Source organism: Thermotoga sp. SG1 (genome assembly GCF_002865985.1).
In the GTDB taxonomy this organism is placed as follows: domain Bacteria; phylum Thermotogota; class Thermotogae; order Thermotogales; family Thermotogaceae; genus Thermotoga.
Genome location: NZ_LNDD01000005.1, coordinates 68983 through 91419 on the forward strand (window position 1 = coordinate 68983; position 22437 = coordinate 91419).

Consider the following 22437-nt stretch of genomic DNA (forward strand, 5'->3'; position numbering starts at 1 on the left):
TTTTAACGGGAGGTGGTGCGCTCTGGAAAGAGAAACAAGAGGAATCAGACTTCTTAGGGGAGATCCCAAAAAGGCGATTGTCAAACTCTCCGTTCCCATGATGCTCGCAATGCTCGTTCAGACTATTTACAATCTGGCAGATGGAATCTGGGTAGCAGGACTTGGGCCTCAGGCTCTTGCGGCAATAGGATTGTTCTTCCCAATCTTCATGATCATCATCTCGCTTGCGGCAGGTATTGGTGTTGGTGCAAGTTCCGTTGTGTCTCAGAAGATAGGTGAAAGAGACAAAACGGGTGCCGATGTTGCCGCTTCTGTTTCAATGCTACTTTCGGTGATCATCGGTTTGATAGGGATCGCTGTTTTTTTGCCCACCGTTCCATCCATTCTCGGTTTTGCCGGTGCACGCGGAGGAACTCTAAATCTGGCTTTAGAGTACTCTGTTGTTCTCATATATTCCATGCCCCTTCTCATGTTCAACAACGTGGCAAACGGTGTTCTCAGAGGAGAAGGAGACGCAAAAAGGGCGATGATCGCAATAGCTGCAGGTTCACTTCTCAACATAGCCCTGGATCCTCTGTTCATATACGTTTTTGGATTCGGGATCAAAGGAGCCGCTTATGCCACAGTGCTCTCGATTGCTGTTTCCTCTTTTCTGATCTCCTTCTGGCTTTTCTTCAAAAAGGATACGTACGTATCCTTCCATCTCGGATGGAATTGGGAGATATTGAAGAAGATTCTAAAGATAGGAATTCCCGCTTCCTTGGCGCAGGCCATGATGTCCATAGCGATCTACGTTCTCAACGTTTTTGCAGTGAAGGCTGGGGGAGATTATGGAGTTGCGATCTTCACGAGTGCATGGCGTGTGGTGAACTTCGGAACGGTTCCACTCATTGGAATGGCCATGGCGGTGACCTCTGTCACGGGGGCTGCGTTCGGTGAAAGAAACGGCGAAAAACTCGAAACGGCGCATCTTTATGCTGTGAAACTTGGCTTTTTCATCGGGCTGGTGGTGATGCTGGCAATACTTGTCTTTGCACCTTTCATAGCAAAGGCGTTCACTTACTCTCAAGAAGGAGAGAGTATCTACAGCGAACTTGTGAGGGCTCTTAGAGTACTGAGCCTTTTCCTTCCTGGTGTTCCCTTTGGAATGTTCACCTCTTCCATGTTTCAGGGTGTGGGGCAAGGTTTGAAGAGTCTTGCTGTGACCATAATGAGAACCGTGATCATGCAGGTGCTCTTTTCATGGCTGTTCGTGTTCGTTCTGAAGGCAGGGCTGATGGGTGTCTGGTGGGGAATAGTCCTTGGAAACGCCACATCCGCATTCATCACTTTCACCTGGGGAAGGATCACGGTGAACCGGTTGAAAAAGGAGTTTCAGGCATTATAATGTCATCGAGGAGGGAGATGCATGGTCAAGATAGAGGCCTCTTATTCCACCATTGAAAAGGTCGTTTTAAAAACAGCAGAAGGTATATCTCACTTTTCGATCTCGAAAGACGAGGAAAGCCTTCTGGTGAAGATGAAGCACGGGTCTTTTCCCTTTGCCATATCGGTGAAGGTTAAAGTACTGTCAACCCAGCGAACACCGGACGATCCCATTGTACTGAAGGTGGGTGTTCCTTCCTTTCTAATGGAGATGTTAAAAAGCAGGATAAAGCGGGAAGGAGTGGAACTTCACGGAAACGAAATACACCTTTACCCAAGAAAGATCTCCAGGGTATTCGAGGATCTCATAGTCCCAAATGTGGAACTCAAAGAGGACAGAATCATACTCCATGTGGAGGAGGCATGAATTCACTTTTCTGCGAGATCTGAAGTGGCCTTGCAATTTCTGAGGATGAAATATCTGGAAGCCTCTATCTGCTGTATGGCCTTCACGTATCCGTCCAGAAATTCCACGTAGTTTCTGTTTTCACCGTTTTCAATGGCAAGACTCTCGTCCAGCCTACCGTCCCAAGAGATTATGAAGATTCGATCGTCGTCTATGAACGAACCGTCTGGAACGTGGTATCTCAGTGCAACAAAGCCACGGGATGTGTTCAAAAGATCGTGTCCCATGAAAAATCCCTTCCTATACTCTATACCCATAACGTTGAGGATCGTTGGTAGAAAATCGATCTGTCCACCTGTGGTCTTCACAATGCGGTGCACACCACTTCCTGGTACATGAATCGCGAAGGGAACGTTGAGAGCCTTCTCAAAGGTGTACTCTCCCCCCAGGATCTTTGGCATGTTGACTCTGACTTCTCTGTTGAACGGGTACAGACCTGCATGATCACCGTAGAGAACGATCACCGAGTTGTCGTAGAGTCCTGTGCGCTTGAGTTCCTCAAGGAAAACTCCAAAGGCCTCATCCGCGTAGTGTATGGCCTGAAGATAGTGTCCAACTACGGTGTCACTTATCTTTTCCGGAAGGTTCAGTTTCCTGTGCTCTTCAGGAATGACAAAAGGAGTGTGGCTCGATATGGTGATCAGAAAAGCGTAGAAGGGTTTTGGTGAGTTTTTTAGTTTTTGAACGGCCTGTTTGAAGAAAGAAACGTCTGCAAGCCCCATTCCAAAGATTTCGTCCTGTTTGAAATCCTCAAGACTCGCAAACTCATCAAATCCTATATGCCTGTAAACCTCTTCTCTGTTCCAAAACCAGGCAACGTTTCCATGGAACACGATCGTGTAGTAGCCGTTCGACTTCATTATTTTTGGAAGTGTTGGAAGCCCAATCACAGGGTACTCTTCGTAGACCACGGCATCTCCCAGGGTGTGAAGAGAGGTGTTCACGACAAATTCAGCGTCCGCCGTGTTTCCACTTCCCACCTGTTGATAACACCTTGAAAAGTAAATCGTGTCTCTATCTTCCAGAAAGGCGTTTATGTTCGGCGTGATCTCCTGCCCGTTCACCGTGAGTCCAACAACGAAGTTCTGGAGTGACTCCATCTGAACAACTATCACGTTCTTTCCTTTTCCAATCCCGAAGAATTCCTTCTGTAAGTTGTTTTCTTTTACCTCCATTCTAGGAACTTCTTCGGCTTTGTTTTCTCTTTTCTCTTCAGGAGAAAAAAGGTCAATTATATCCTGAAGGTGATAGGAAAACATACCGTATCTGTTAAAGACGAACTTCGGTTCCAGACGCTGAGATGTATGAATGGCCGCTATGAAAGTGAAGGAAGTCAGTATCAGGCTCAGCGTGAGAAAACTGCCAGATTTTCCTCTCTCCTTAAAGAGAAACCACACGAAAGGAAGATCCGCCACAAAGAAAAGGGAATAAACGTCGATGAAATATTTTATGTCCCCTCCAAGGTCACCCACCTGGGGAATCAGGGTTATTTCCCTTATGGAAGGAAGGTTTCCAAAATTCTGGAAATACAGATAATCAACGAAAAGCAAAAGGGAGAGCACAATGTAGAGGAATCTGTGCCCTCCCTTGAAGATCAGAAACAGTATCAAAAGCCAGCCGGCCGTACTGAAAACAATCGAAACGCTGAAAGAGTTCAGAGTGACCGCATAGAACAGAACCAGTTTAACGGCAAAAAGAACCATCAAAAAGTAACTGTTCATCGTTTATTCACCCGTTGCTGTAGATGGTGTTGATTCTTCTGTTTCCAGTTCCTTCAAAAGCGATTCCACCTGGTTGTAGGCAGACTCATAATCTATGAAACTTGGATCCAGGTTTTTCATCTCATCGAGGTAGAACTTTGCAGATGTTGGGTCCTTCAGTGCAAGACTCATATCGTAGAGCATGTAGTAAGAATCGAGTCTCATATCCGTAGAAGCATCTGTGGCGTTGGCCACGGTATAGAGTCCAAGCATAGTTCTGAGAACCTGATTTGGATCGTAACTTCCCATCGACAAATAGGGCTTGATTTGATTGTACAGGTTGGAATAGTAGTTATATCTTATGTTGATGTCGTTTGGATTCATCTGGTATGCGTACTCGAGAACGTACGTGGAGGACGGGTAGTTGGAATAGAGGTAGTTTACAACGGTTCTTTTTCGGTTCTCCACTGTATTTTTCTCGTTTTCTAGTTCCTGCTTCTTTCTGGCGACTTCCTCGAGTGAAAGTTCTCCGTACTTTTTCACAAGATCCTCATCGGGTTTTTGAGAGTTCTTGAGGGCTTCTTCGTACTGCGTCATTTCGGCTATCCGTTGAGTGAGATCTTGTATCTTCGTGTCGGAGAGGAGGACAAAGAGTGATTTCAACTCATCAGATGCTTCTTCAACCAGCCTATCTTCCTGAAAGAGAAGATCCGATAGTTTTTCGTAAAGCCCTTCTTCGTTTTTCAGGTATCTCCACCAGTACTCGAGCACCTGGACGTTGAACGCGTAGGACACATTCTCTTCTTTCATGAATTCTTCCAGCCACTTCTGGAATTTTTCCTGCTCCAGTTTCGTCTTCACTTCACTGTACGCATCGCTGTTTTCGAAGGCGTTGAAATCTGTGAGGACCGAAGAGGTTTTCACCCTGAACACGTACCACTGATCGAGGAAATAAAACGGTCCTACGATCGAACCCGGCGTGGCACTGAACAGAGCCGTGTCTATCTCTTCCGGGAAGATCCCCCTTGTGGCGTTTGAAAATGGCTGTACTGTGAGTCCCATGCTGGAAGCAGCCTCATCGAAATCCATTTCATTGGCTTTTGTCAGAAACTCTTGAACTGTTGAGCTGCTGTCGAACGATATGGCCTCCAAATCCACCCTGTCGTACTGGTTTTGAAGCTCCTCCTTGTTTTCCTCAAAGTACTGTTTTATCTCATCCTCACTGACAGCACCCACCGCTTCCTGGACCTTCTTCACCGTGAGTTGAACACGTATCTGCGGCTCAAGATAATCCTTCTCGTAGACTGAAAGGCTTCCATATCTTCTCTTTATTTGATCAAGCTGATTCTGATCGTTCTTTATCGTGTTAATAATACTCTTCACTTCCTGTTCTACTTCCTTTTTGGAGGGTTTTATGTTGTTTTTCTCCGCGTAATAGAGGATCACCTTTTGCTGGAGGAACACATCTGCTATCAATGCCTTGAGCCTGGGTTCCTCAAACAGGGGATCTAAAGAGTTGATCCTGTAGGAACTGAGCAGATTTGAATAATAGTCGTTCACTTCCCAGGGCATGAGCCAGTAAGTAGGATCGGTGAGCGCTGTACCATCTTTTGTGATGTAGGCAAGGCTCTGGTCCAGGGTATAGTTCACATTCCTTGGGGTGCCTCTCAGGTTTATCGACACAGACCACCAGATCATACCCGCAACGAAAGCGATGGCAATCACCCAGATGATGACTCCCTGCCATTTTTTCATCCACCTTCTCATTCCATGACCCCTCCTTCGAATTCCGCCTCTTCTTCCTCGAATTTCTTCGGTTTCACAAGTGGGAAGGGAATGACATCCCTTATTGTGGGAGAATCCGTGATGAACATGAAGAGTCTGTCAAGGCCGATGCCAAGGCCACCGGTGGGAGGCATGCCGTACTCGAGTGCCCTTACAAAATCCAGGTCCATCATGTGGGCTTCCTCGTCGCCTTCTTCTCTCATCCTCATCTGTTCTAAAAATCTCTGATACTGATCGATGGGATCGTTCAATTCGCTGAAAGCATTTGCAATCTCCCTTCCAAATATGATGAGTTCGAACCTTTCAGTGAGGCGAGGATCTTTCCGATGTCTCTTCGCAAGTGGAGAGATGTCAACGGGATGATCGATGATGAACGTGGGATTCACCAGTTCTTCCTCGACGATGTCTCTGAGTTTGTCTATGAGGTGTGCTCTGTTCTTTATCTCCACCTCAACACCGTGTTCTTCGAGTTTTTTCAGAAGAACTTCATCGCTGTCTTCGAGGATGTCAACTCCGAGTTTTTCTTTGAGAAAGTCCCTCATTCTCACCCTTTTCCAGGGAGGGGTGAAGTCTATTTCTTTACCCTGGTATGTGATCTTCAGAGTTCCACAGGTTCTTTTCACCACTTCCACTATCAGTTCTTCGGTGAGATTCATCATATCGTTGTAGTCTGCATACGCCTGGTATATTTCGATGCTTGTGAACTCAGGACTGTGCTTGTACGAAATTCCTTCGTTTCTGAAGTTTTTGCCTATTTCGTATATTTTTTCAAAACCACCGACGATCAGTCTCTTCAGATAGAGTTCCGGGGCTATTCTCAGGTACATGTCGACGTCGAAGACGTTCAGGTGCGTGACGAACGGTCTTGCCTCCGCACCGCCAGTGACGTAATGCAATATCGGTGTTTCAACCTCCACGAATCCTCTGCTGTTCAGGAACTCCCTGATCACTTTCATTGCTTCGAATCTTTTCTTGAACCTCTCGATTGCTTCATCACTCATGATCAGTTCCAGATACCTCTGTCTGTAGATGATCTCTTTGTCTTTGATACCGTGCCACTTCTCCGGAAGAGGTCTCAAGGCTTTGCTCAGGAGCGTGAAATCTTCCACGTAGATCGTGAGTTCTCCCGTTTTACTCTTGAACGGAAAGCCTCTTATTCCGACGAAGTCTCCTATCTTCACGTGCTTTTTGAAAAGCCCCATCCTGTCCTTCCCAACGGCATCTGCCCTTATGTAGGCCTGTATCCTTCCCGTGTCGTCCTTCAGATGGAAGAAGGCCGTTTTTCCATGATGGCGTATGGACATCACCCTGCCAGCAAAACTCAGTTTTTCGCTCTCCTGCACCTCTCCAGCCTGAAGGTGGTCGTATTTTTCTTTTATCTCTGAGGCCGTCATTTCCTTTTCAAAGCGATAGGGATAGGGTTCTATGTTCATGGAACGAAGTTCCTGGATTTCCTTGATGCGTTGTTCTTTGAACTCTTTGAGCACAAAACCACCTCCATTACCTGTTCGTTACCTCTACCACCTGATACCTCTGAACTCCACCCGGAGCCTTTACCTTAACGATGTCTCCCACCTTTCTTCCAAGAAGACTCTTTCCAAGCGGAGAGTCTGCGCTCAGCTTCTGGGCAAAGAAATCAGCCTCCTGTGGGGTGACGATCCTGAACTTGTGCTCTTCCCCCGTGTCGAGGTTTCTTATGGTAACCCACTTTCCGAGGGTCACCTCGTCTCCTTCCTCCGAATCTTCTATGATTTCAGCGTTACTCAAGATTTGCTCGATTTCCATGATCCTGCTTCCCACGCGGCCTTGCTCGTTTTTCGCTGCTTCGTACTCGGAGTTTTCAGAAAGGTCTCCCAGTTCTCTGGCTTCCTTTATTCTTTCGGAGATCTCGTACATGAATTTTCTTTTCAATTCCTCCAGTTCCTGTTTCAGCTTTTCGTACCCTTCACGGGTGAGACGCACCTTTTTCATTTCCCTTCGCCCTCCTTTTCCCTTTTGAGTTCCTTCACGATCTCCAGAAATTGATCAACTTCCCGGAAATCACGATAAACGGATGCAAATCTCACATACGCAACCTGGTCGAGTTTTTTCAACTCTTCCATGACGAGTTCTCCTATTTTTTTCGTCTCCACTTCGAAGAGGCCTTCTTCCCGAAGTTTCAGACAGATTCTGTTCACCGCTTCCTCTATCTGGTCGTAGGTGACAGGTCTTTTCTCACAGGCTTTTATCATACCATTTTTTATCTTGTTCCTATCGAATTTTTCTCTTCTGCCGTCCTTTTTTATGACGAGAACGGGGGCCTCTTCGTACCTTTCGTACGTGGTGAATCTTCTGCCACATGAGACGCACTCTCTTCTTCTCCTGATGGCGGCACCATCTAGAGTCGGCCTTGAGTCCAAAACTCTTGTGTCCATGGAACCACAAAACGGGCACCTCATTTTACATCACCGAACCTTTCGGCTATTTTAATGATCCTTTTCAACTTGGAGTACAGTTGAGACTTTGTAAGGTTCAACCTCTTTCCAAGTTCTCTCAAAGACAATTCCTTGTTCATCAAACGGGCAAGAGCCACTTTTCTCAGATCTTCCGGCAATTTATCCAGTCCCATCCTCCTCTGTATGAGTTCTATCGCCTTCACCTGTCTTGCCGTGCTTTCGGCGGTTCTGACAGCGTTTGCCTCTATGAAGTTCACCGTTCTGTTCACATCGCTTATCACCCTTCGTTCCGTCACTATCCGTTCTATCTCTCTCAGTTTCTCCTGAACACCGATGGCCTCGAGAAATGTCATAATGTCTCTTATAGATTTTATATAAAGCTTTCTCGTGTTTGGAAGATCCACTACACCGGAGTTTACGTTAAAAAAGAATTTCAAGGCTTTTTTTGTGAATACAAGAACGTCTTCTTCGAACAGGTTGATTTCCAGATGATAATGGTGTTTTGGATCCGTCATGGAACCTCCTCCAAGGAAGAGGCCCCTCAGAAATGACACAAAAAGAGCAACATCAGAAAAAGGATCGATCTGCATGAAACTTTCCGAATATTCGGTCATGATTTTTATAAATCTCTTCCTTATGTTGTAGGATTTCTCCACGACTATCTCCACAACGGGAACGGATATGTACTTCATTAAGTTCAAAAGCCGCCTCGAGGCGGCAAAGGAATGGAGCGAAAAGACGAGTTGCCTTTTTTTGACGTCGAAATCTCCCCTCGCCTTTATAAAGCCAAGAAGTTCTGATCTGGCCTCATCACGACTTCCAAAAGGTATTTTGACGAGTTCTTCCTTTATCTCTTCTGAAAAAGTGCGCCTCAGAAGGATCACCACCTCGAGATCCTCTCTATAACACCGGCAAGTCTCAGGAAATCATGGCGTACCTTTTTCTTTCCGTCCAGTGGATCTACGATCTCTGTCAGGAGGGGTTCTGCGATGACTGTGTTCTGCGTGTTTTCCACATCTATCTCTACAAAATCACTCCCTTCCTTTCTGTACCTTTCGAGAACTTCTGGAGATGGCCTTTTTGTGTTCACCACCACAAAATCCAACTTCTCTTCGAGATATCTTTCGAGTTCTCTTACGTGATCGGAAACCCTGTAGCCTGTTGTCTCACCAGGTTGTGTCATGAGGTTGCATATATAAACCTTCCTGGCCTTTGATCTCTTTATCGCTTCTTTCACACCTTTCACCAGTACGTTAGTTATGATGCTCGTGTAGAGACTTCCTGGTCCGAACACGATCATTTCCGCTTCAAGTATCGCTTCTGTCACTCCAGGTAGAGCTTCTATAGGTCTGTCAAGCCATACTTTCGCTATCTTTCCGTTCTTTTTGACTATGTTCGTTTCACCTGTTATTTCTTCTCCGTCTTCGAACCTTGCCACAAGTCTTGCGTGATCTTCACTCACGGGAAGCACTCTTCCTCTTATGGCCAGCACCTTCTCCAGGGTTCTTATGGCCTCAGAGAAGCTTCCTTCAATCTTGGTGAGTGCTGCTATGATGAGGTTTCCAAGACTGTGCCCTTTCAAAGATCCTTCCATGAAACGATAATTCATGAGTTTTGCCAGAAGGTCCTCATCTTCAGCGAGTGCAACGATGTTATTTCTGACGTCACCTGGTGGAGGTACGTTCAGTTCTTTCCTGAGTTTTCCAGAGCTTCCCCCCTCGTCCGTTACAGAAACGACAGCGGTTATTTCGAAGGATGAAAGGTGTTTTAAGCCCTTCAGCAGGGTGGAAAGTCCCGTACCTCCCCCTATCGCGACCACCTTCATCTTCACACCTTCTCCAGATCTCTATGTTTCTCAACAACCGAAAATCCTTCTTTTTTCAACATTTCAGCGATTCTGTGGGCAATGTAGACGGATCTGTGCCGCCCACCGGTACACCCAACACCCACCGTCACGATCCTTCTGCCAGATCTTTGATATTCTTTCACTGCTATATTTACCGTCTCAAAGATCTTATTTACGAATTCGTCCACAAGGGAGTATTTTTTGAAATACTCCTCTACTTCCCTGTCAAGGCCTGTCTTTTGGGAAAGCTCTGGCACGTAGTGAGGATTGGGAAGAAATCGCACATCGAATATGAAATCTGCGTCCATTGGTATCCCATGCTTGAATCCAAAACTCAATATTCTGACGGAGATTCCACCGGATTGGTTCATGAGTGACTGTCCCAGGATTTCCCTCAACTGGTGGGAAGTCATCTTCGTTGTGTCTATAACAAAGTCGGCTATTTCTTTAATTGGCAGCAGAATCTGTCTCTCTTTTTCAATAGCCTCTTCGAGCCCGACATCGTTTCTCTGAAGAGGGTGTTTTCTTCGGGTTAGTGCGTATCTTCTCAGAATCTCTTCTTTTGAAGCCTCAAGGAAAACGATCAAAGCGTTTGTTCTTTTCTTTATCTTCTCTATCGCTTCAACAGGATCACTGAAATGTTCACTCCGTGCGTCCACTGCTATCGCCATCTTTTCAAGATCTGAACTCAAGAAGAGCTTCAGGAGTTCTTCCAATATGATTCCCGGCACGTTGTCCACACAGAAATATCCGAGATCTTCAAGAAAACCCATAGCGGTCGTTTTTCCTGCACCGGATAGACCTGTTACCACCACTACTCGCTTCAAGGTGCATCTTCACCGTCCTTTAAAACGTAAGAGATCTTCTTTTTGAGTTCCCTGATCTTTTCTGCCATCTTCATGTTCTCCAGAACAGAGTTTGCCAGCATAACAAAGAGGATGTGATCTATCCCCACTTCATCCACATATTCTTCGTATCGTTTGAAATCCTTCTCTATCCTTTCTATGGTTCTTCTCACTATCTCCGTATCTTCGTCTGTGATCAGGTTGTACACTCGCTTTCCAAGTCTAACGCTCACTTTCTTCTTCATCCTGTATCATCTCCTGATTGGCCGTGAAGGAGAGGAATCTTTGAATCTTTTCCACTAAAGTGTTTAGAGAACGCTTGTGGTTTTCCAATGTCTTTTCCAGTTGTTCCTTTTCTTTTTCAAGGACGAGAATTTTCTCGTTGAGTTGTTTTACTTTGCTCCACAGTTCTCTGTTCTCTTCCTCGAGCTTTCTGTAGTTCTCTATCATTGTGTCGAGCATCTTTTCCAGATCCTCGATCTCTTTCATCACATTCCCCCCTTCGTGACTATATTAACACATCCCGAACCGTTTTTGGGTTCAGTTCCTCAGGCACTTCGACGCCTCGGAGCAGAAACCTTGCCCCCGTTTCCGTGTAGATCATCTCCACAAGATCCAGTTTTTTCGTCTCGATGATCCTGAACACACTGTTCAGTTCGGAAAAAGTGGCTTCAACCTCAAACTCCTTCATGAGACTGAGTGATCGCAATTTTGCCTCCGCCACCGCAAGTTCTGCGGCTGCTGAATATGCCTCTATTAGTCCTCTGACACCCAGTTTTACTCCTCCAAAGTACCTTGTGACCACGATGGCAGTGTTCATCAGGTTGTGCTTTTTCAGAACACCAAGGATCGGTCTTCCAGCCGTCCCGCCAGGCTCTCCATCGTCCGAGCAGTGTTCGAGTATTCCCTCTGTTGAAAAAATCCTGTACGCCCAGCAGTTGTGTGTAGCGTCTCTTTTCGATATTTCCTTCAGTTTTTTGCGGAAATCTTTCTCATCTTTCACAGGAAATACTGTTGCGTAGAACTCCGATCTTTTCACGTTGATTCTTTCGCTGTGTGGACTCACAACCGTTTTCCACTCCACCAGATCTCTACCTCCGTTTCCAGATCAACTCCGTATCTTTCCTTCACCTTTTTTCTCACAAAATCTATGAGTTGGATCACATCCTTGAAGGTTGCGCCTCCAACGTTCACGATGAAACCAGCATGCTTTTTCGATATCTGTGCTCCTCCGATCGTGTAACCTTTCAATCCCAGAGATTCTATTGCCTTTCCCACGTAAAAATCGTTTCTGGGACGCTTGAACACACTGCCGGCACTCGGCAAATCGATTGGCTGCTTTTCCAGACGTTTTTCCAGAAAATCGTCCATCCTTTTTTTTATGAGGTCTTTTTTTCCTCTTCTAAAGAGCATCTCGACGCGTGTTATGATCATCTTTTCTCTCTTGAAAATGCTGTCTCTGTATCCAAAGGACAGTTCACTTTTCGAGATCCAGTACCTTTTCCCTTCTTTCAGAACTTCGACTGCCTCAACAAACTCTCCGATCTCTTTCCCATAGGCTCCTGCGTTCATGTACACAGCTCCACCAACACTTCCAGGAATTCCGTACGCGAACTCGAGCCCTTCGAGTTCTGCCTCCATCAGAATCAGACAGAGTCTCTTCAACGGCGTTCCACTTTCGACGACAACTCTTTCTCCCTCGATCTCTACTTGATTGAGTCTCTCTGTCTTCAAGACGGCAATTTCAAGATCTTCATCCTGAACCAGAAGGTTCGTTCCAAGTCCCATAATTTGAAATGGAATAGTTTTACTCAAAAGTTCAACTGCTTTTTCGAGGGATACAACATCGTTCGGAAGAACAAGATACCTGACCTTTCCACCTATTTTCATGCTGGTATGACAGGATAGTTTTTCAAACATCCTGACATCGCATCCTGCTTTGTAGAGATCAGAGAACATTTTGTCCAATTTACATTCCCTCCTTATAGTATAATTTCAAACTGGGAGGTGTTGACTTGAAAAACTTACTCGATCTTTCCTACGATGAACTGGTCAGCGAAATCACTGGTCTTGGACTTGAGCGCTACAGAGCGGATCAAATTCTGGACTGGGTGTTCGACAAAAAGGTGAATAACTTCGACGAAATGACGAATCTTTCAAAGAAACACCGTGCTCTGTTGAAAGAGCACTTCACCATTCCTTTTTTGAAGCTCCTGGAAAAGAGGGTTTCCAAGATAGATGGTACCACCAAATTCCTGTGGGAACTCGAGGATGGTAACACGATAGAGTCCGTGATGATCTTCCATCCAGGCAGAATAACAGCGTGTATCTCCACACAGGTTGGTTGTCCTGTCAGGTGCACGTTCTGTGCCACGGGAATGAGCGGATTCGTGCGAAATCTCACCACAGGAGAGATCGTTTCACAGATTCTCTCCATGGAGAAAGAAGAGGAAAAGAAGATAGGAAACGTTGTTTACATGGGAATGGGAGAGCCGCTGCTCAACTACGAGAACACGATAAAAAGCATAAGAATCCTCAACCACAAAAAGATGGGAAACATAGGAATCAGAAGGATCACGATTTCGACTGTGGGGATACCGGATAAGATCATCCAGCTGGCCGACGAAGGACTCGATATAAAACTCGCACTTTCTCTTCACGCTCCCACAAACTTCAAGAGAGATCAGCTCGTTCCACTGAACAGGAAGTATTCTGTGGAGGAGATTTTGAACGCTATCAAGATGTACCAGATGAAGACGGGAAAGCGAGTGACAATAGAGTACGTTTTGATAAGAGGCGTGAATGATGAGATAAGCGATGCAAAAAAACTTGCCGAAATACTCAAAGGACTGAAGGTGTTCGTTAACCTGATCCCTGTGAACCCGACCGTGGCTGGCCTTTCGAGACCTTCCAGACAGCGCATATTGGCCTTCAAAAAAATATTGCTTGAAAACGGTATAGAAGCAGAAATCAGACAGGAGAAAGGTAGTGACATTGAGGCTGCATGCGGCCAGCTGAGGCTGAAGAGAAAAGTCTCATCGCCATGAAAGTTTTCCTTGGAATGTTGACGGGTGTTGTCGCAGGAGGATTGCTTTTTCTCCTCACGATCGGGTTATACCAAAATCAGTTTGTGATAGTTCCTGATGTTACGGGACTTTCAGGAACGAAAGCCTGCGAAAAATTGAGGGAATCCGGTCTTTTATGTGATAAAGTATCCACCGAGACAGTGATCGACACGTATCCTCAGAGTGGTTCGAAGGTCAAGAAGGGAAGGATCATAAACCTGTATTACGAAAACTCGTTGAAGGATGTTATCCCTCGTTTTGTGGATGTGAAGCTTTCGGTAGCAGAGGAGATCTTGAAAAAACTTGGGTGGAACTACGAGATCGTTCGATTTCCTTTTGGTGAAGAAAAGGATAGAGTGCTTGCTACCTATCCTGAAGCAGGAAAACTCTACAACGGGAAACTGATTCTTCTTGTGGACACAGGAGAAAAAGAAGAGTATTTCGTTGTGGAAAATTATGTGGGAAGGAGTCCATCCGACGTAGAAAACGAAGAACACGTAGTTTTCGTTGGAAACGGTAGCAGGGTGGTATCCCAGTATCCACCGGCTGGATCCATCGCAACGGAAGTCATATTGATCCTCGGGGAGGAGTGATCTTGAGGAGAAGAGGTATTGTGTTGAGCTTTCATTCGAACATGGTCACGGTCGAGGACGAAGAAACTGGGGAGAGGCTTCTCTGTAAATTGAGAGGGAAGTTTCGTTTGCAGAATCTGAAGATCTACGTCGGAGACAGAGTGGAGTACACACCGGACGGCACAGGGTCCGGTGTGATAGAGAACGTTCTTCACAGGAAGAATCTGCTCGTAAAACCACATGTTGCGAACGTTGATCAGGTCATTCTCGTTGTCACCGTGAAAATGCCAGAAACCTCGACCTACATCATCGACAAGTTCTTGGTCCTCACCGAGAAGAACGAACTGGAAACCGTTCTTGTCATAAACAAGATGGATATATACGACGAAGAGGATCTCGAAAAAGTAAAGGAGCTGGAACGTATCTATTCAAAACTTTACCCGATCGTGAAAACAAGTGCGAAAGCGGGAATGGGCATCGAAGAACTCAAGGAATACCTGAAGGGAAAAATCAGTACCATGGCAGGGTTGTCTGGTGTTGGAAAGAGCAGTCTTCTCAACGCGATAAATCCCGGCCTGAAACTTCGGGTAAGTGAGGTCTCTCAAAAACTCCAGAGAGGAAGGCATACCACCACCTCCGCCCAGCTTCTGAGGTTTGATTTTGGAGGCTATGTGGTTGACACTCCGGGCTTTGCAAACCTTGAGATAGGTGACATAGAACCAGAGGAGTTGAAATATTACTTCAAAGAATTCAACGGAAAGCAGTGTTTCTTCTCCGACTGTAATCACATAGACGAGCCAGAGTGTGGTGTGAAGGAAGCCGTGGAAAATGGTGAAATCGCTGAAAGTCGCTACGAAAACTACGTGAAGATGTTTCACGAACTTCTGGGAAGGGGGAAAAGTTGATGGTAAAGATCGCCGCTTCGATCCTTGCGTGTGATCTTGCAAGACTCGCCGATGAGGTAAAGAGGGTGGAAGAACACATAGACATGGTTCACTTCGACGTCATGGATGGACACTTCGTTCCGAACATCTCGTTCGGACTGCCCGTTCTCAAAGCCCTGAGAAAAGAAACCAGCCTTCCAATAAGTGTTCACCTGATGATCACAAATCCAGAGGACTATGTAGACCGCTTTGTGGAAGAGGGAGCAGACATGGTGGCGGTCCACTACGAGACAACACCACATCTTCACAGGATAGTACACAGGATAAAAGATCTTGGTGCGAAGGCGTTTGTTGCCATCAACCCCCACACACCGGTTTTTCTCCTGTCTGAGATCATAACGGATGTGGATGGCGTACTCGTGATGAGTGTGAACCCGGGCTTTTCCGGCCAGAGATTCATCGCGAGGAGTCTGGAAAAGATAAGGAACCTGAAGAGGATGATAAGGGATCTGGGGCTCGAAACGGAGATCATGGTCGACGGTGGTGTCAACGAAGAAAACGCTTCAATTCTGGTAAAGAACGGTGCAACGATCCTTGTGATGGGGTACGGTATCTTCAGAAACGAAAACTACGTGGAACTGGTGAAATCCATCAAGCGGGAAAGAGAGGAATCTGCTGACTGAACTTCTTCACTTTTTCATTCTTTCTCTGACTCTTTGTTTTGAAGCCTTTTTCCATTATCTCAAAGGCCCTCCTTATAACGTTCTCTGGAATACCTGCAATCCTCGCCACCTCTATACCGTAACTCCTGTCTGCCACTCCATCCACGACTCTGTGGGTAAACACTACGTTGCTTTCCTCTTCCTTCACAAGGATCGTCTTGTTCTGAACCTGGGGGAAGAGGTTTTCCAGATTCGTCAATTCGATGAAGTGTGTGGCAAAGAGGACCTTGCATCCTCTGGAGATGAGTTCTTCGGAAATCGCCCATGCGATGCTGATGCCATCCTGTGTGCCGGTTCCTCTTCCCACTTCGTCCAGGAGAACCAGACTCTTTCTTGTGGCCTTCAGAAGGATGAGCGCCATTTCGTTCATTTCAACAAGAAACGTGCTTCGACCACCAGCAAGATCGTCCCTTGCTCCCATCCTTGTGAATATCCTGTCGAACACAGGAAGAACTGCTTTTTTCGCAGGAACAAAAGAGCCAATCTGTGCCATGAGAGAGATGAGTCCCACCTGTCTTATGAAAGTGGATTTACCACTCATGTTTGGACCAGTTATCACCGTGAACCTCTTTTCATCGTCCATGTAGAGATCGTTTTCCACGAAATCCCGTGTGAATCTCTCAACGACCGGATGTCTTCCCCCGATTATCTCCATCCTATCCTCGGAAAAGGTGGGTCTTGTGTAATTGTAGAGAATCGCATCGTAGGCCAGGGTGGAGAGTACATCTATTCTGGCAAGTTCTTCTGAAATCTCAAGGAGGATCTCTTTGTGTCTTTTCACTTCTTCGCATATCTTCCTGAAGAGTTCCTTTTCGAGTTCTTCTATCCTCTCTTTTGCGGCCATTATCTTCGTTTCGAATTCTTTCAGTTCTGGCGTGATGAATCTCTCGGAGTTCACAAGGGTCTGTTTTCTTTCGTAATCTTCGGGGACCTTGTCCAAGTTTGCCTTCGTCACCTCAATGTAGTAACCGAAGACCTGGTTGTATCCAACCTTCAGTTTCTGTATCCCCGTTTTTTCTCTTTCCTTTTCCTCGAACTCCTTCAATTTCTCTTCTGAGTGTTCAAGAAGATCTCTGTACTCGTCCAGTTCTGGGGAAAACCCTCTTTTTATCACCCTTCCTTCTCCCGGACTGCCCGCAGGATCGTCTTCGATCGCTTTGCAGAGAAGATCGAAAAGGGAGTCTGGAAAGTTGAGTTTTTCGAAGAAATCGAAACTTGATAGCTCCTCGTTCAGCTTCGGCACAACGCTCAAGGTCTCCCTCAGTGCCACAAGGTCTCTCGGAACAGCCCGGTTGTACTCCACTCTTGAGACAATCCTTTCAACGTCTCGCACCCCGGAAAGGAGTTTTCTGATCCTTTCCAGTTTCAACCTGTCCTCTTTCAATTTCTCGACGGCGTTGAGTCTATCCTCTATCTGATGTCTATCGGTCAGTGGATGAAGGATCCATTTCTTCAGAAGCCTTGCGCCCATGGGTGTTTCCGTGTGGTTCAGAACGTCGAAGAGGTTCTTTCCTTTTTCCCCGGGAATGAGGGAGAGATTCTCCACTGTGGCAGAATCGAGTATCATGAAGGTCTTTCTGGAAATGGTGACTGGTGGTTTTAGGTTCAATTTTTCAGAGATCATCGTGTATTTGATGTACTTTATCAAAGCCGAAAGTGATTTCATGGCAAGCGAAGAGAGTTCGAAGTGGTGTATGTCCTCTATTCCGTAGACCCTTTTCACTTCTTCTTCGGGCTCGGAGAAGTACCATTCGTCGATAACTTCGATGTATACGCCGGGAAGCGTTTCTCTTAACTTCGATTCGAGATCTTCCGGACAGACGATTTCAGATACAGAGTAGGCCTTCATCAGGTCTAGGACTTCCTGTTCATCGATACTTTCATGGATCAACACCTCTCCGGTGGAAACATCACAGAACACGGCACAGTATTTCTCTTTTTCCCTGACGAGAACAACCATGTAGTTGTTCGTTTCGCTGAGGAACTCGTCTTCCACTATGGCTCCGGGAGTCACAACACGTGTGACCTCTCTCCTGATGAGTTTTTTCGATTTTGAAGGCTCTTCCATTTGATCACAGATGGCGACCTTGTAGCCTGCCTCGACCAGTTTTTTCAGGTAGGTGTTCAGGGCATGGTACGGTATGCCCGCCATGGGAGCGTCCTGTCTTTTTGTGAGAACGATGTTCAAAACCTTCGACACGGTCTTGGCATCTTCGAAGAATGCCTCGTAAAAATCTCCCAGACGAAACAGAAGGATGGAATCCTTGTACTGTTCTTTTATCTTCAGGTACTGTTCCATAAGGGGTGTCATCTTCACCGTCCCACCACCTTTTCCATTCTCACGTGCGGAATGTTTGCTTCGTAGAATATCTCCCCTTTTGCCTTGTATCCAAGCTTTTCGTAAAACCCCCTCACTTGAATCTGAGCGTTCAGAACAAGCTTTTTCGCTCCTTTCGATACGAGCTCTCTTTCCACCTCTTTCATGAGAAATCTACCGTAATCTTTTCCACGTTCTTCCTTTAAAATTGCCACGCGCTCTATTTTGAAAATCCCTTCGCCGATTCTTCTTATCCTGGAGACGCCTACGTACTTTCCATTCACTTCCAGAAGAGCATGCAAACTCTCTGGATCTTTTCCATCCAGTTCATCTTCCTCTGATACTTTCTGCTCTTCTATGAACACCTTCCTTCTGATTTCAAACGCCTTTTCCATGAGCTCACTGTCACCTTCGAAGAAGATCACACGCACCTTTTACCACCTCTCAGGATATTTTAACTCCAGGTGGTAGAATTTCCAGGAAGGGGGTGAAAGACATGAGGATCTTGTTGATAATTTTATCTGTTCTGTCAGCAACAGCCATGGCATCACCCGTGCTTCTTCTTTTCGAAGACAGTGCGATACTCATGGAAGACGTTTCTGTGAACAATACGAAGAACATCACGATACCGGAAAACTGGGATGTTATGGACGTGTTAGGGGCAGAGAGCTGGCATGTTCTACCACAAGAAAAACTCTCATGGGAAGATGTTATGAAGGGAAAGGTCGTCGAAATAGTGGAAAATCCTCCTGAAAGATCTGAACTTGTGAGTCTGTCGCCTCTTGTTTTCAGGAAAGGAAAAAAGTACTTCTTATACAGTACCACTCTGGAGAAATGGCTGGCGTTCGACTACGAAGAATCAAAAACTGAGCGAACACTCGTTTTGAACGGTCAGGGAGAGGTAACGGTTCTGCTTTACTCCAGCGCAGGCTGGAATGTCCAGTACTATCTTTTTGAAAATCTCCTGATCGGGAACGCTTTCCTTTCTGTCTCCGGTGTGGATCACGCAGAGGTTTTTCTTGTTTCAAGACGCCTGAAAGAAACATCGATGAAAGAAACCTTTGCCATAAGCAGGGCTCCGTCTGGTGAAACCTTCGAAGAATATGAAGCCGAAGAGGTGAAAATTTACCCTCTTGGAGAAGTAAAAAATCTGAACAGATCCCCTGTTGTGGAGTTTTTGCGCACGAACCTGTCAAATCTGGAGGAATTTTACGACTACAAATTCAGTGTGAGCGATCGAAGTTTCGATTTCCAGAAGACCACGTTTACAAAGAGGTTCAAAACCTTCGTTGACCTTCCAAAGGGTACAGTGAACATCTTCTCAAAAGTGGCCGGAATGAGCCTGATCGTCGGGAAAACAGATATAATGGACACCCCAAAGAACACTCCGCTGGAGATTCCAGTGACATCCTCGTGGGACGTGCGTGTGAAGGGGGATCTTCTGGAAGAAAAAGAATACAAAGATTTCCATGAAAGACGCTGGAAAGTGACGGTCCAGAATCTTGGAGAAACAGAATCCAGGGTGAGAATCACCGTATACGGAAGCGAGATGACCTTGCAGAAGACCTCCGTCGAGCCGTCAAAGGTGACTTCTGATTTGATCGTTTTTTATCTACTCGTCTCCGGCAGTTCAGAAAAGGAGATCGAATTCACTGTGAGGAGCAGGTGGTGAGGTTTGTTAAAAGCACTGTTCAGTTTGCTTTTCGTTACGTTCATCTGGGGTGCCACATTTCCTCTTCAGAAGATAGCACTGGTGGGAGTTTCTCCCACCTTTTATATCGCTATCAGGTTCACTGTGGCAGCTGTACTTTCTTATTTTTTGTTTGGAAAGGGAAATTTCAGGTACGGAGTGATCCTGGGCGTTGTTCTCGGGGTAGCGTACATCACACAGACGTGGGGGCTCACGCTCACCACTTCCACAAAGAGTGGTTTCATAACGTCACTCTACATAGTTTTTGTTCCGATCTTCGCCTACTTCATTGAGAAAGAAGTTCCCACACCTTTTCAGATCGTTTCATTTCTTGGGGGAGCGCTGGGGCTCTACATGATCTCTGGAAGAATCGAAGGACTCAACCTGGGAGACCTTCTGACGATTTTCTGTGCGATAAGTTTTGCCCTTCATGTGGTGTTGATAACGCGATTTTCAAAACGGGTTGACGAAAAAGACCTTCTCTTTCCCCAGTTTCTTGTAGTCACCATATTCAGCCTGATTCTGAGTCTGTTCTTCAAAGACTGGAGATTTAACTTTCCTGCGTTTGGAAGCGCCCTCTTCACTGCCGTGTTCGCCACGATACTTGCCATTTATCTTCAGGCAAAGTATCAGAAGGTGCTTGGAAACAACATATCAGCTCTTGTTTTTCTTGGGGAGCCCGTTTTCGGGGCAAGCCTTTCCTATCTTGTCCTGGGGGAAACTCTCTCTTCAGAACAGATGATCGGATCGCTTTTTCTTCTGGCCTCCATTTTACTCTCCAGCCTCGAACGTGCTAAAATAGTTCGTAGTACGAACCAGAAGGGGAGGGGTGAACATGAAGGTGCTCTTTAAAAATGCAACGGTCTTTCCCGTCTCTTCAAAACCCTTCAAAGGAGATGTTCTGGTCTCGAACGGAAAGATAGAGAAGGTGGGGGAAAACCTTGAGGATCCAAACGCCGAAATCGTTGACCTGACGGGAAAGTTCCTTTTTCCTGGTTTTATAGATGCTCACTCACACATCGGCCTTTTCGAGGAGGGAGTAGGCTACTATTACAGCGATGGAAACGAAGCAACGGATCCTGTCACACCCCATGTGAAGGCACTGGACGGCTTCAACCCACAGGACCCAGCGATCGAGAGGGCTCTTGCTGGTGGAGTCACAACGGTGATGATCGTTCCCGGAAGCGCCAATCCGATAGGCGGACAGGGAAGCGTTGTGAAATTCAAGTCCATCGTTGTGGAAGAGTGTGTGGTGAAAGATCCTGCGGGCCTGAAGATGGCGTTCGGTGAAAACCCAAAAAGAGTTTACGGTGAAAGAAAACAGACTCCCTCAACGAGGATGGGAACGGCCGGTGTGATCAGAGATTATTTCATGAAGGTGAAAAACTACATGAAGAAAAAGGAACTCGCAGAGAAAGAGGGAAAAGAGTTCACCGAAACAGATCTGAAGATGGAAATTGGGGAGATGGTCTTGAGAAAGAAGATCCCCGCACGAATGCACGCCCATCGAGCAGACGACATCCTCACAGCCATCAGAATAGCCGAGGAGTTCGGTTTCAACCTTGTGATAGAGCACGGAACGGAAGCCTACAAGATCTCCAGGATTCTTGTAGAAAAGAACGTGCCTGTCGTTGTAGGACCACTTCTCACTTTCAGAACGAAACTGGAGCTGAAGGATCTCACGATGGAGGTCATCGCAAAACTCTTGAAAGATGGAGTGCTCATTGCATTGATGTGTGATCATCCGGTGATCCCACTCGAATTTGCAACGGTCCAGGCTGCAACCGCCCTGAGATACGGTGCGAAAGAGGAAGAACTCCTGAAGATCCTAACGGTGAATCCTGCGAAGATCCTTGGGATGGAAGACAGGATGGGTACCATAGAACCTGGAAAGGATGCCGATCTTGTGGTTTGGAGTGGTCATCCGTTCGACATGAAATCCAGGGTAGAAAGGGTTTTCATCGAAGGAACTGAAGTCTTCAGAAAATGAGGGGCCTCAGATCACGAGGCCCCCATCCACTCCTATCACCTGTCCTGTGATGTAACTCGACTCGTCGGATGCAAGGAACAGGTAGACCTGTGCCACCTCCTCGGGTTTTCCAAACCGGCCGAGGGGAATTCTGGAGAGTGCCGCTTCGCGTGCTTTATCTGGGAGTTTCTCTGTCATCGGTGTTTCTATGAAACCGGGTGCCACAGCGTTCACCCTGATGTTTCTCCCGGCGAGTTCTTTCGCCCACGTTTTTGTCATTCCAATGACACCTGCTTTGGAGGCAGCGTAGTTGGTCTGACCGGGATTTCCATAGACACCCACCACGGAGGAGACGTTTATGATCGATCCGCTTCTTTGTTTGATCATGTACGGAACCACCGCCTGTGTTACGTTGAAAACTCCCTTCAAGTTCACGTTTATCACCGCATCCCAGTCCTCTTCCTTCATTCTCACAAGAAGAGCATCCCTTGTTATGCCTGCGTTGTTCACCAGAACGTCGATGCGGCCGTATTTTTGAACGATCCTTTCCACAACTTCCCTCACCTGCTCTCTGTTCGTCACATCGAGTACGTAGGGTTCCACCCTTCCTGGAAGATCCTTTGCTTCTTCAACGAGAGTGTTGAGACTGGGCTCGGACACGTCACACGCGGCCACGATCGCACCTTCTTGAGCAAAAAGAAGAGAAGTGGCCTTTCCTATTCCACTCGCAGCTCCCGTGATCATGCACACCTTTCCTTCAAGTCTCATGGATACAC

24 protein-coding genes are annotated in these 22437 nt (G+C 46.4%); 9 read left to right on the top strand and 15 right to left on the bottom strand.

Going from position 1 to position 22437, the window contains the following annotated elements; genetic code table 11:
* Window positions 1–97 precede the first annotated feature (97 nt).
* Both AS006_RS07925 and AS006_RS07930 read left to right on the top strand, forming a co-directional pair.
* A complete protein-coding gene (locus AS006_RS07925; RefSeq protein WP_255408720.1) occupies window positions 98–1387 on the top strand; it encodes an MATE family efflux transporter in 1290 nt (429 codons plus the stop codon).
* A 21-nt stretch (window positions 1388–1408) separates the two neighbouring features.
* Window positions 1409–1792 (top strand): hypothetical protein, encoded by a 384-nt coding sequence (locus tag AS006_RS07930; protein WP_101513823.1) that lies wholly within the window; start codon window positions 1409–1411, stop codon window positions 1790–1792.
* A 2-nt stretch (window positions 1793–1794) separates the two neighbouring features.
* Here AS006_RS07930 and AS006_RS07935 read toward each other — a convergent pair whose 3' ends face one another.
* From AS006_RS07935 to murB, 12 genes are read right to left on the bottom strand one after another with little or no spacing between them, the layout of a single operon-like run.
* The gene (locus tag AS006_RS07935) at window positions 1795–3552 is read right to left on the bottom strand and encodes an LTA synthase family protein (RefSeq protein ID WP_101513824.1); all 1758 of its coding nucleotides are present in this window, start codon (window positions 3550–3552) and stop codon (window positions 1795–1797) included.
* Between the two features lie 3 nt (window positions 3553–3555).
* Window positions 3556–5298 carry a peptidyl-prolyl cis-trans isomerase gene (locus AS006_RS07940; RefSeq protein ID WP_101513825.1) on the bottom strand — a complete coding sequence of 581 codons (1743 nt, stop codon included), beginning with the start codon at window positions 5296–5298 and terminating at the stop codon, window positions 3556–3558.
* A complete protein-coding gene (gene lysS / locus AS006_RS07945) occupies window positions 5295–6803 on the bottom strand; it encodes a lysine--tRNA ligase (RefSeq protein ID WP_101513826.1) in 1509 nt (502 codons plus the stop codon). Before lysS ends, AS006_RS07940 begins: the two co-directional genes overlap by 4 nt.
* A gap of 13 nt (window positions 6804–6816) precedes the next feature.
* Window positions 6817–7287: a transcription elongation factor GreA gene (gene greA / locus AS006_RS07950; RefSeq protein WP_015919387.1), complete on the bottom strand. Its 471-nt coding sequence runs from the start codon at window positions 7285–7287 to the stop codon at window positions 6817–6819.
* Window positions 7284–7754 carry a transcriptional regulator NrdR gene (nrdR, locus tag AS006_RS07955; protein ID WP_101513827.1) on the bottom strand — a complete coding sequence of 157 codons (471 nt, stop codon included), beginning with the start codon at window positions 7752–7754 and terminating at the stop codon, window positions 7284–7286. Before nrdR ends, greA begins: the two co-directional genes overlap by 4 nt.
* Complete coding sequence (whiA, locus tag AS006_RS07960; protein WP_101513828.1) at window positions 7751–8638, bottom strand: DNA-binding protein WhiA; 888 nt, start codon at window positions 8636–8638, stop codon at window positions 7751–7753. Before whiA ends, nrdR begins: the two co-directional genes overlap by 4 nt.
* Window positions 8632–9576, bottom strand: a complete 945-nt coding sequence (gene yvcK, locus AS006_RS07965; protein WP_101513829.1) for a YvcK family protein — start codon at window positions 9574–9576, stop codon at window positions 8632–8634. The genes whiA and yvcK overlap by 7 nt, the downstream gene beginning before the upstream one ends.
* 2 nt (window positions 9577–9578) lie before the next feature.
* Window positions 9579–10424: an RNase adapter RapZ gene (gene rapZ, locus AS006_RS07970; RefSeq protein WP_101513830.1), complete on the bottom strand. Its 846-nt coding sequence runs from the start codon at window positions 10422–10424 to the stop codon at window positions 9579–9581.
* Window positions 10421–10687, bottom strand: a complete 267-nt coding sequence (locus tag AS006_RS07975) for a hypothetical protein (protein ID WP_101513831.1) — start codon at window positions 10685–10687, stop codon at window positions 10421–10423. The genes rapZ and AS006_RS07975 overlap by 4 nt, the downstream gene beginning before the upstream one ends.
* Window positions 10665–10931: a hypothetical protein gene (locus AS006_RS07980; protein ID WP_101513832.1), complete on the bottom strand. Its 267-nt coding sequence runs from the start codon at window positions 10929–10931 to the stop codon at window positions 10665–10667. Before AS006_RS07980 ends, AS006_RS07975 begins: the two co-directional genes overlap by 23 nt.
* 19 nt (window positions 10932–10950) lie before the next feature.
* On the bottom strand, window positions 10951–11526 hold the full coding sequence (locus AS006_RS07985; RefSeq protein ID WP_101513833.1) for a YigZ family protein: 576 nt from the start codon (window positions 11524–11526) through the stop codon (window positions 10951–10953).
* Window positions 11505–12410 (bottom strand): UDP-N-acetylmuramate dehydrogenase, encoded by a 906-nt coding sequence (murB, locus tag AS006_RS07990; protein ID WP_199167529.1) that lies wholly within the window; start codon window positions 12408–12410, stop codon window positions 11505–11507. The genes AS006_RS07985 and murB overlap by 22 nt, the downstream gene beginning before the upstream one ends.
* Window positions 12411–12457: 47 nt before the next feature.
* On the opposite strand from murB, the gene rlmN reads away from it, so the two are divergent.
* The 4 genes from rlmN to rpe are packed head-to-tail and all read left to right on the top strand — an operon-like array spanning window position 12458 to window position 15646.
* Complete coding sequence (gene rlmN / locus AS006_RS07995; protein WP_101513834.1) at window positions 12458–13489, top strand: 23S rRNA (adenine(2503)-C(2))-methyltransferase RlmN; 1032 nt, start codon at window positions 12458–12460, stop codon at window positions 13487–13489.
* The gene (locus AS006_RS08000; RefSeq protein ID WP_233185700.1) at window positions 13447–14100 is read left to right on the top strand and encodes a PASTA domain-containing protein; all 654 of its coding nucleotides are present in this window, start codon (window positions 13447–13449) and stop codon (window positions 14098–14100) included. Before rlmN ends, AS006_RS08000 begins: the two co-directional genes overlap by 43 nt.
* A 2-nt stretch (window positions 14101–14102) precedes the next feature.
* Window positions 14103–14984 carry a ribosome small subunit-dependent GTPase A gene (gene rsgA / locus AS006_RS08005; protein ID WP_199167531.1) on the top strand — a complete coding sequence of 294 codons (882 nt, stop codon included), beginning with the start codon at window positions 14103–14105 and terminating at the stop codon, window positions 14982–14984.
* Window positions 14984–15646 (top strand): ribulose-phosphate 3-epimerase, encoded by a 663-nt coding sequence (gene rpe / locus AS006_RS08010; protein WP_101513837.1) that lies wholly within the window; start codon window positions 14984–14986, stop codon window positions 15644–15646. The genes rsgA and rpe overlap by 1 nt, the downstream gene beginning before the upstream one ends.
* On the opposite strand, the gene mutS is transcribed toward rpe, so the two are convergent.
* Together mutS and AS006_RS08020 are read right to left on the bottom strand one after the other, a co-directional pair.
* Entirely contained in the window at window positions 15615–18002 is a 2388-nt protein-coding gene (gene mutS, locus AS006_RS08015; RefSeq protein ID WP_101513838.1) for a DNA mismatch repair protein MutS, read from the bottom strand. The two genes, rpe and mutS, sit on opposite strands and share 32 nt — an antisense overlap.
* Window positions 17999–18433: a GNAT family N-acetyltransferase gene (locus AS006_RS08020; RefSeq protein ID WP_101513839.1), complete on the bottom strand. Its 435-nt coding sequence runs from the start codon at window positions 18431–18433 to the stop codon at window positions 17999–18001. The genes mutS and AS006_RS08020 overlap by 4 nt, the downstream gene beginning before the upstream one ends.
* 65 nt (window positions 18434–18498) lie before the next feature.
* On the opposite strand from AS006_RS08020, the gene AS006_RS08025 reads away from it, so the two are divergent.
* The 3 genes from AS006_RS08025 to AS006_RS08035 are packed head-to-tail and all read left to right on the top strand — an operon-like array spanning window position 18499 to window position 21682.
* The gene (locus AS006_RS08025; protein WP_199167533.1) at window positions 18499–19674 is read left to right on the top strand and encodes a hypothetical protein; all 1176 of its coding nucleotides are present in this window, start codon (window positions 18499–18501) and stop codon (window positions 19672–19674) included.
* A 3-nt stretch (window positions 19675–19677) separates the two neighbouring features.
* A complete protein-coding gene (locus tag AS006_RS08030; protein ID WP_101513841.1) occupies window positions 19678–20544 on the top strand; it encodes a DMT family transporter in 867 nt (288 codons plus the stop codon).
* Complete coding sequence (locus tag AS006_RS08035; protein WP_199167535.1) at window positions 20528–21682, top strand: amidohydrolase; 1155 nt, start codon at window positions 20528–20530, stop codon at window positions 21680–21682. Before AS006_RS08030 ends, AS006_RS08035 begins: the two co-directional genes overlap by 17 nt.
* 6 nt (window positions 21683–21688) lie before the next feature.
* Here the strand turns inward: AS006_RS08035 and fabG are convergent, their stop codons facing one another.
* Entirely contained in the window at window positions 21689–22429 is a 741-nt protein-coding gene (gene fabG, locus AS006_RS08040; RefSeq protein ID WP_101513843.1) for a 3-oxoacyl-[acyl-carrier-protein] reductase, read from the bottom strand.
* Window positions 22430–22437: the final 8 nt, after the last annotated feature.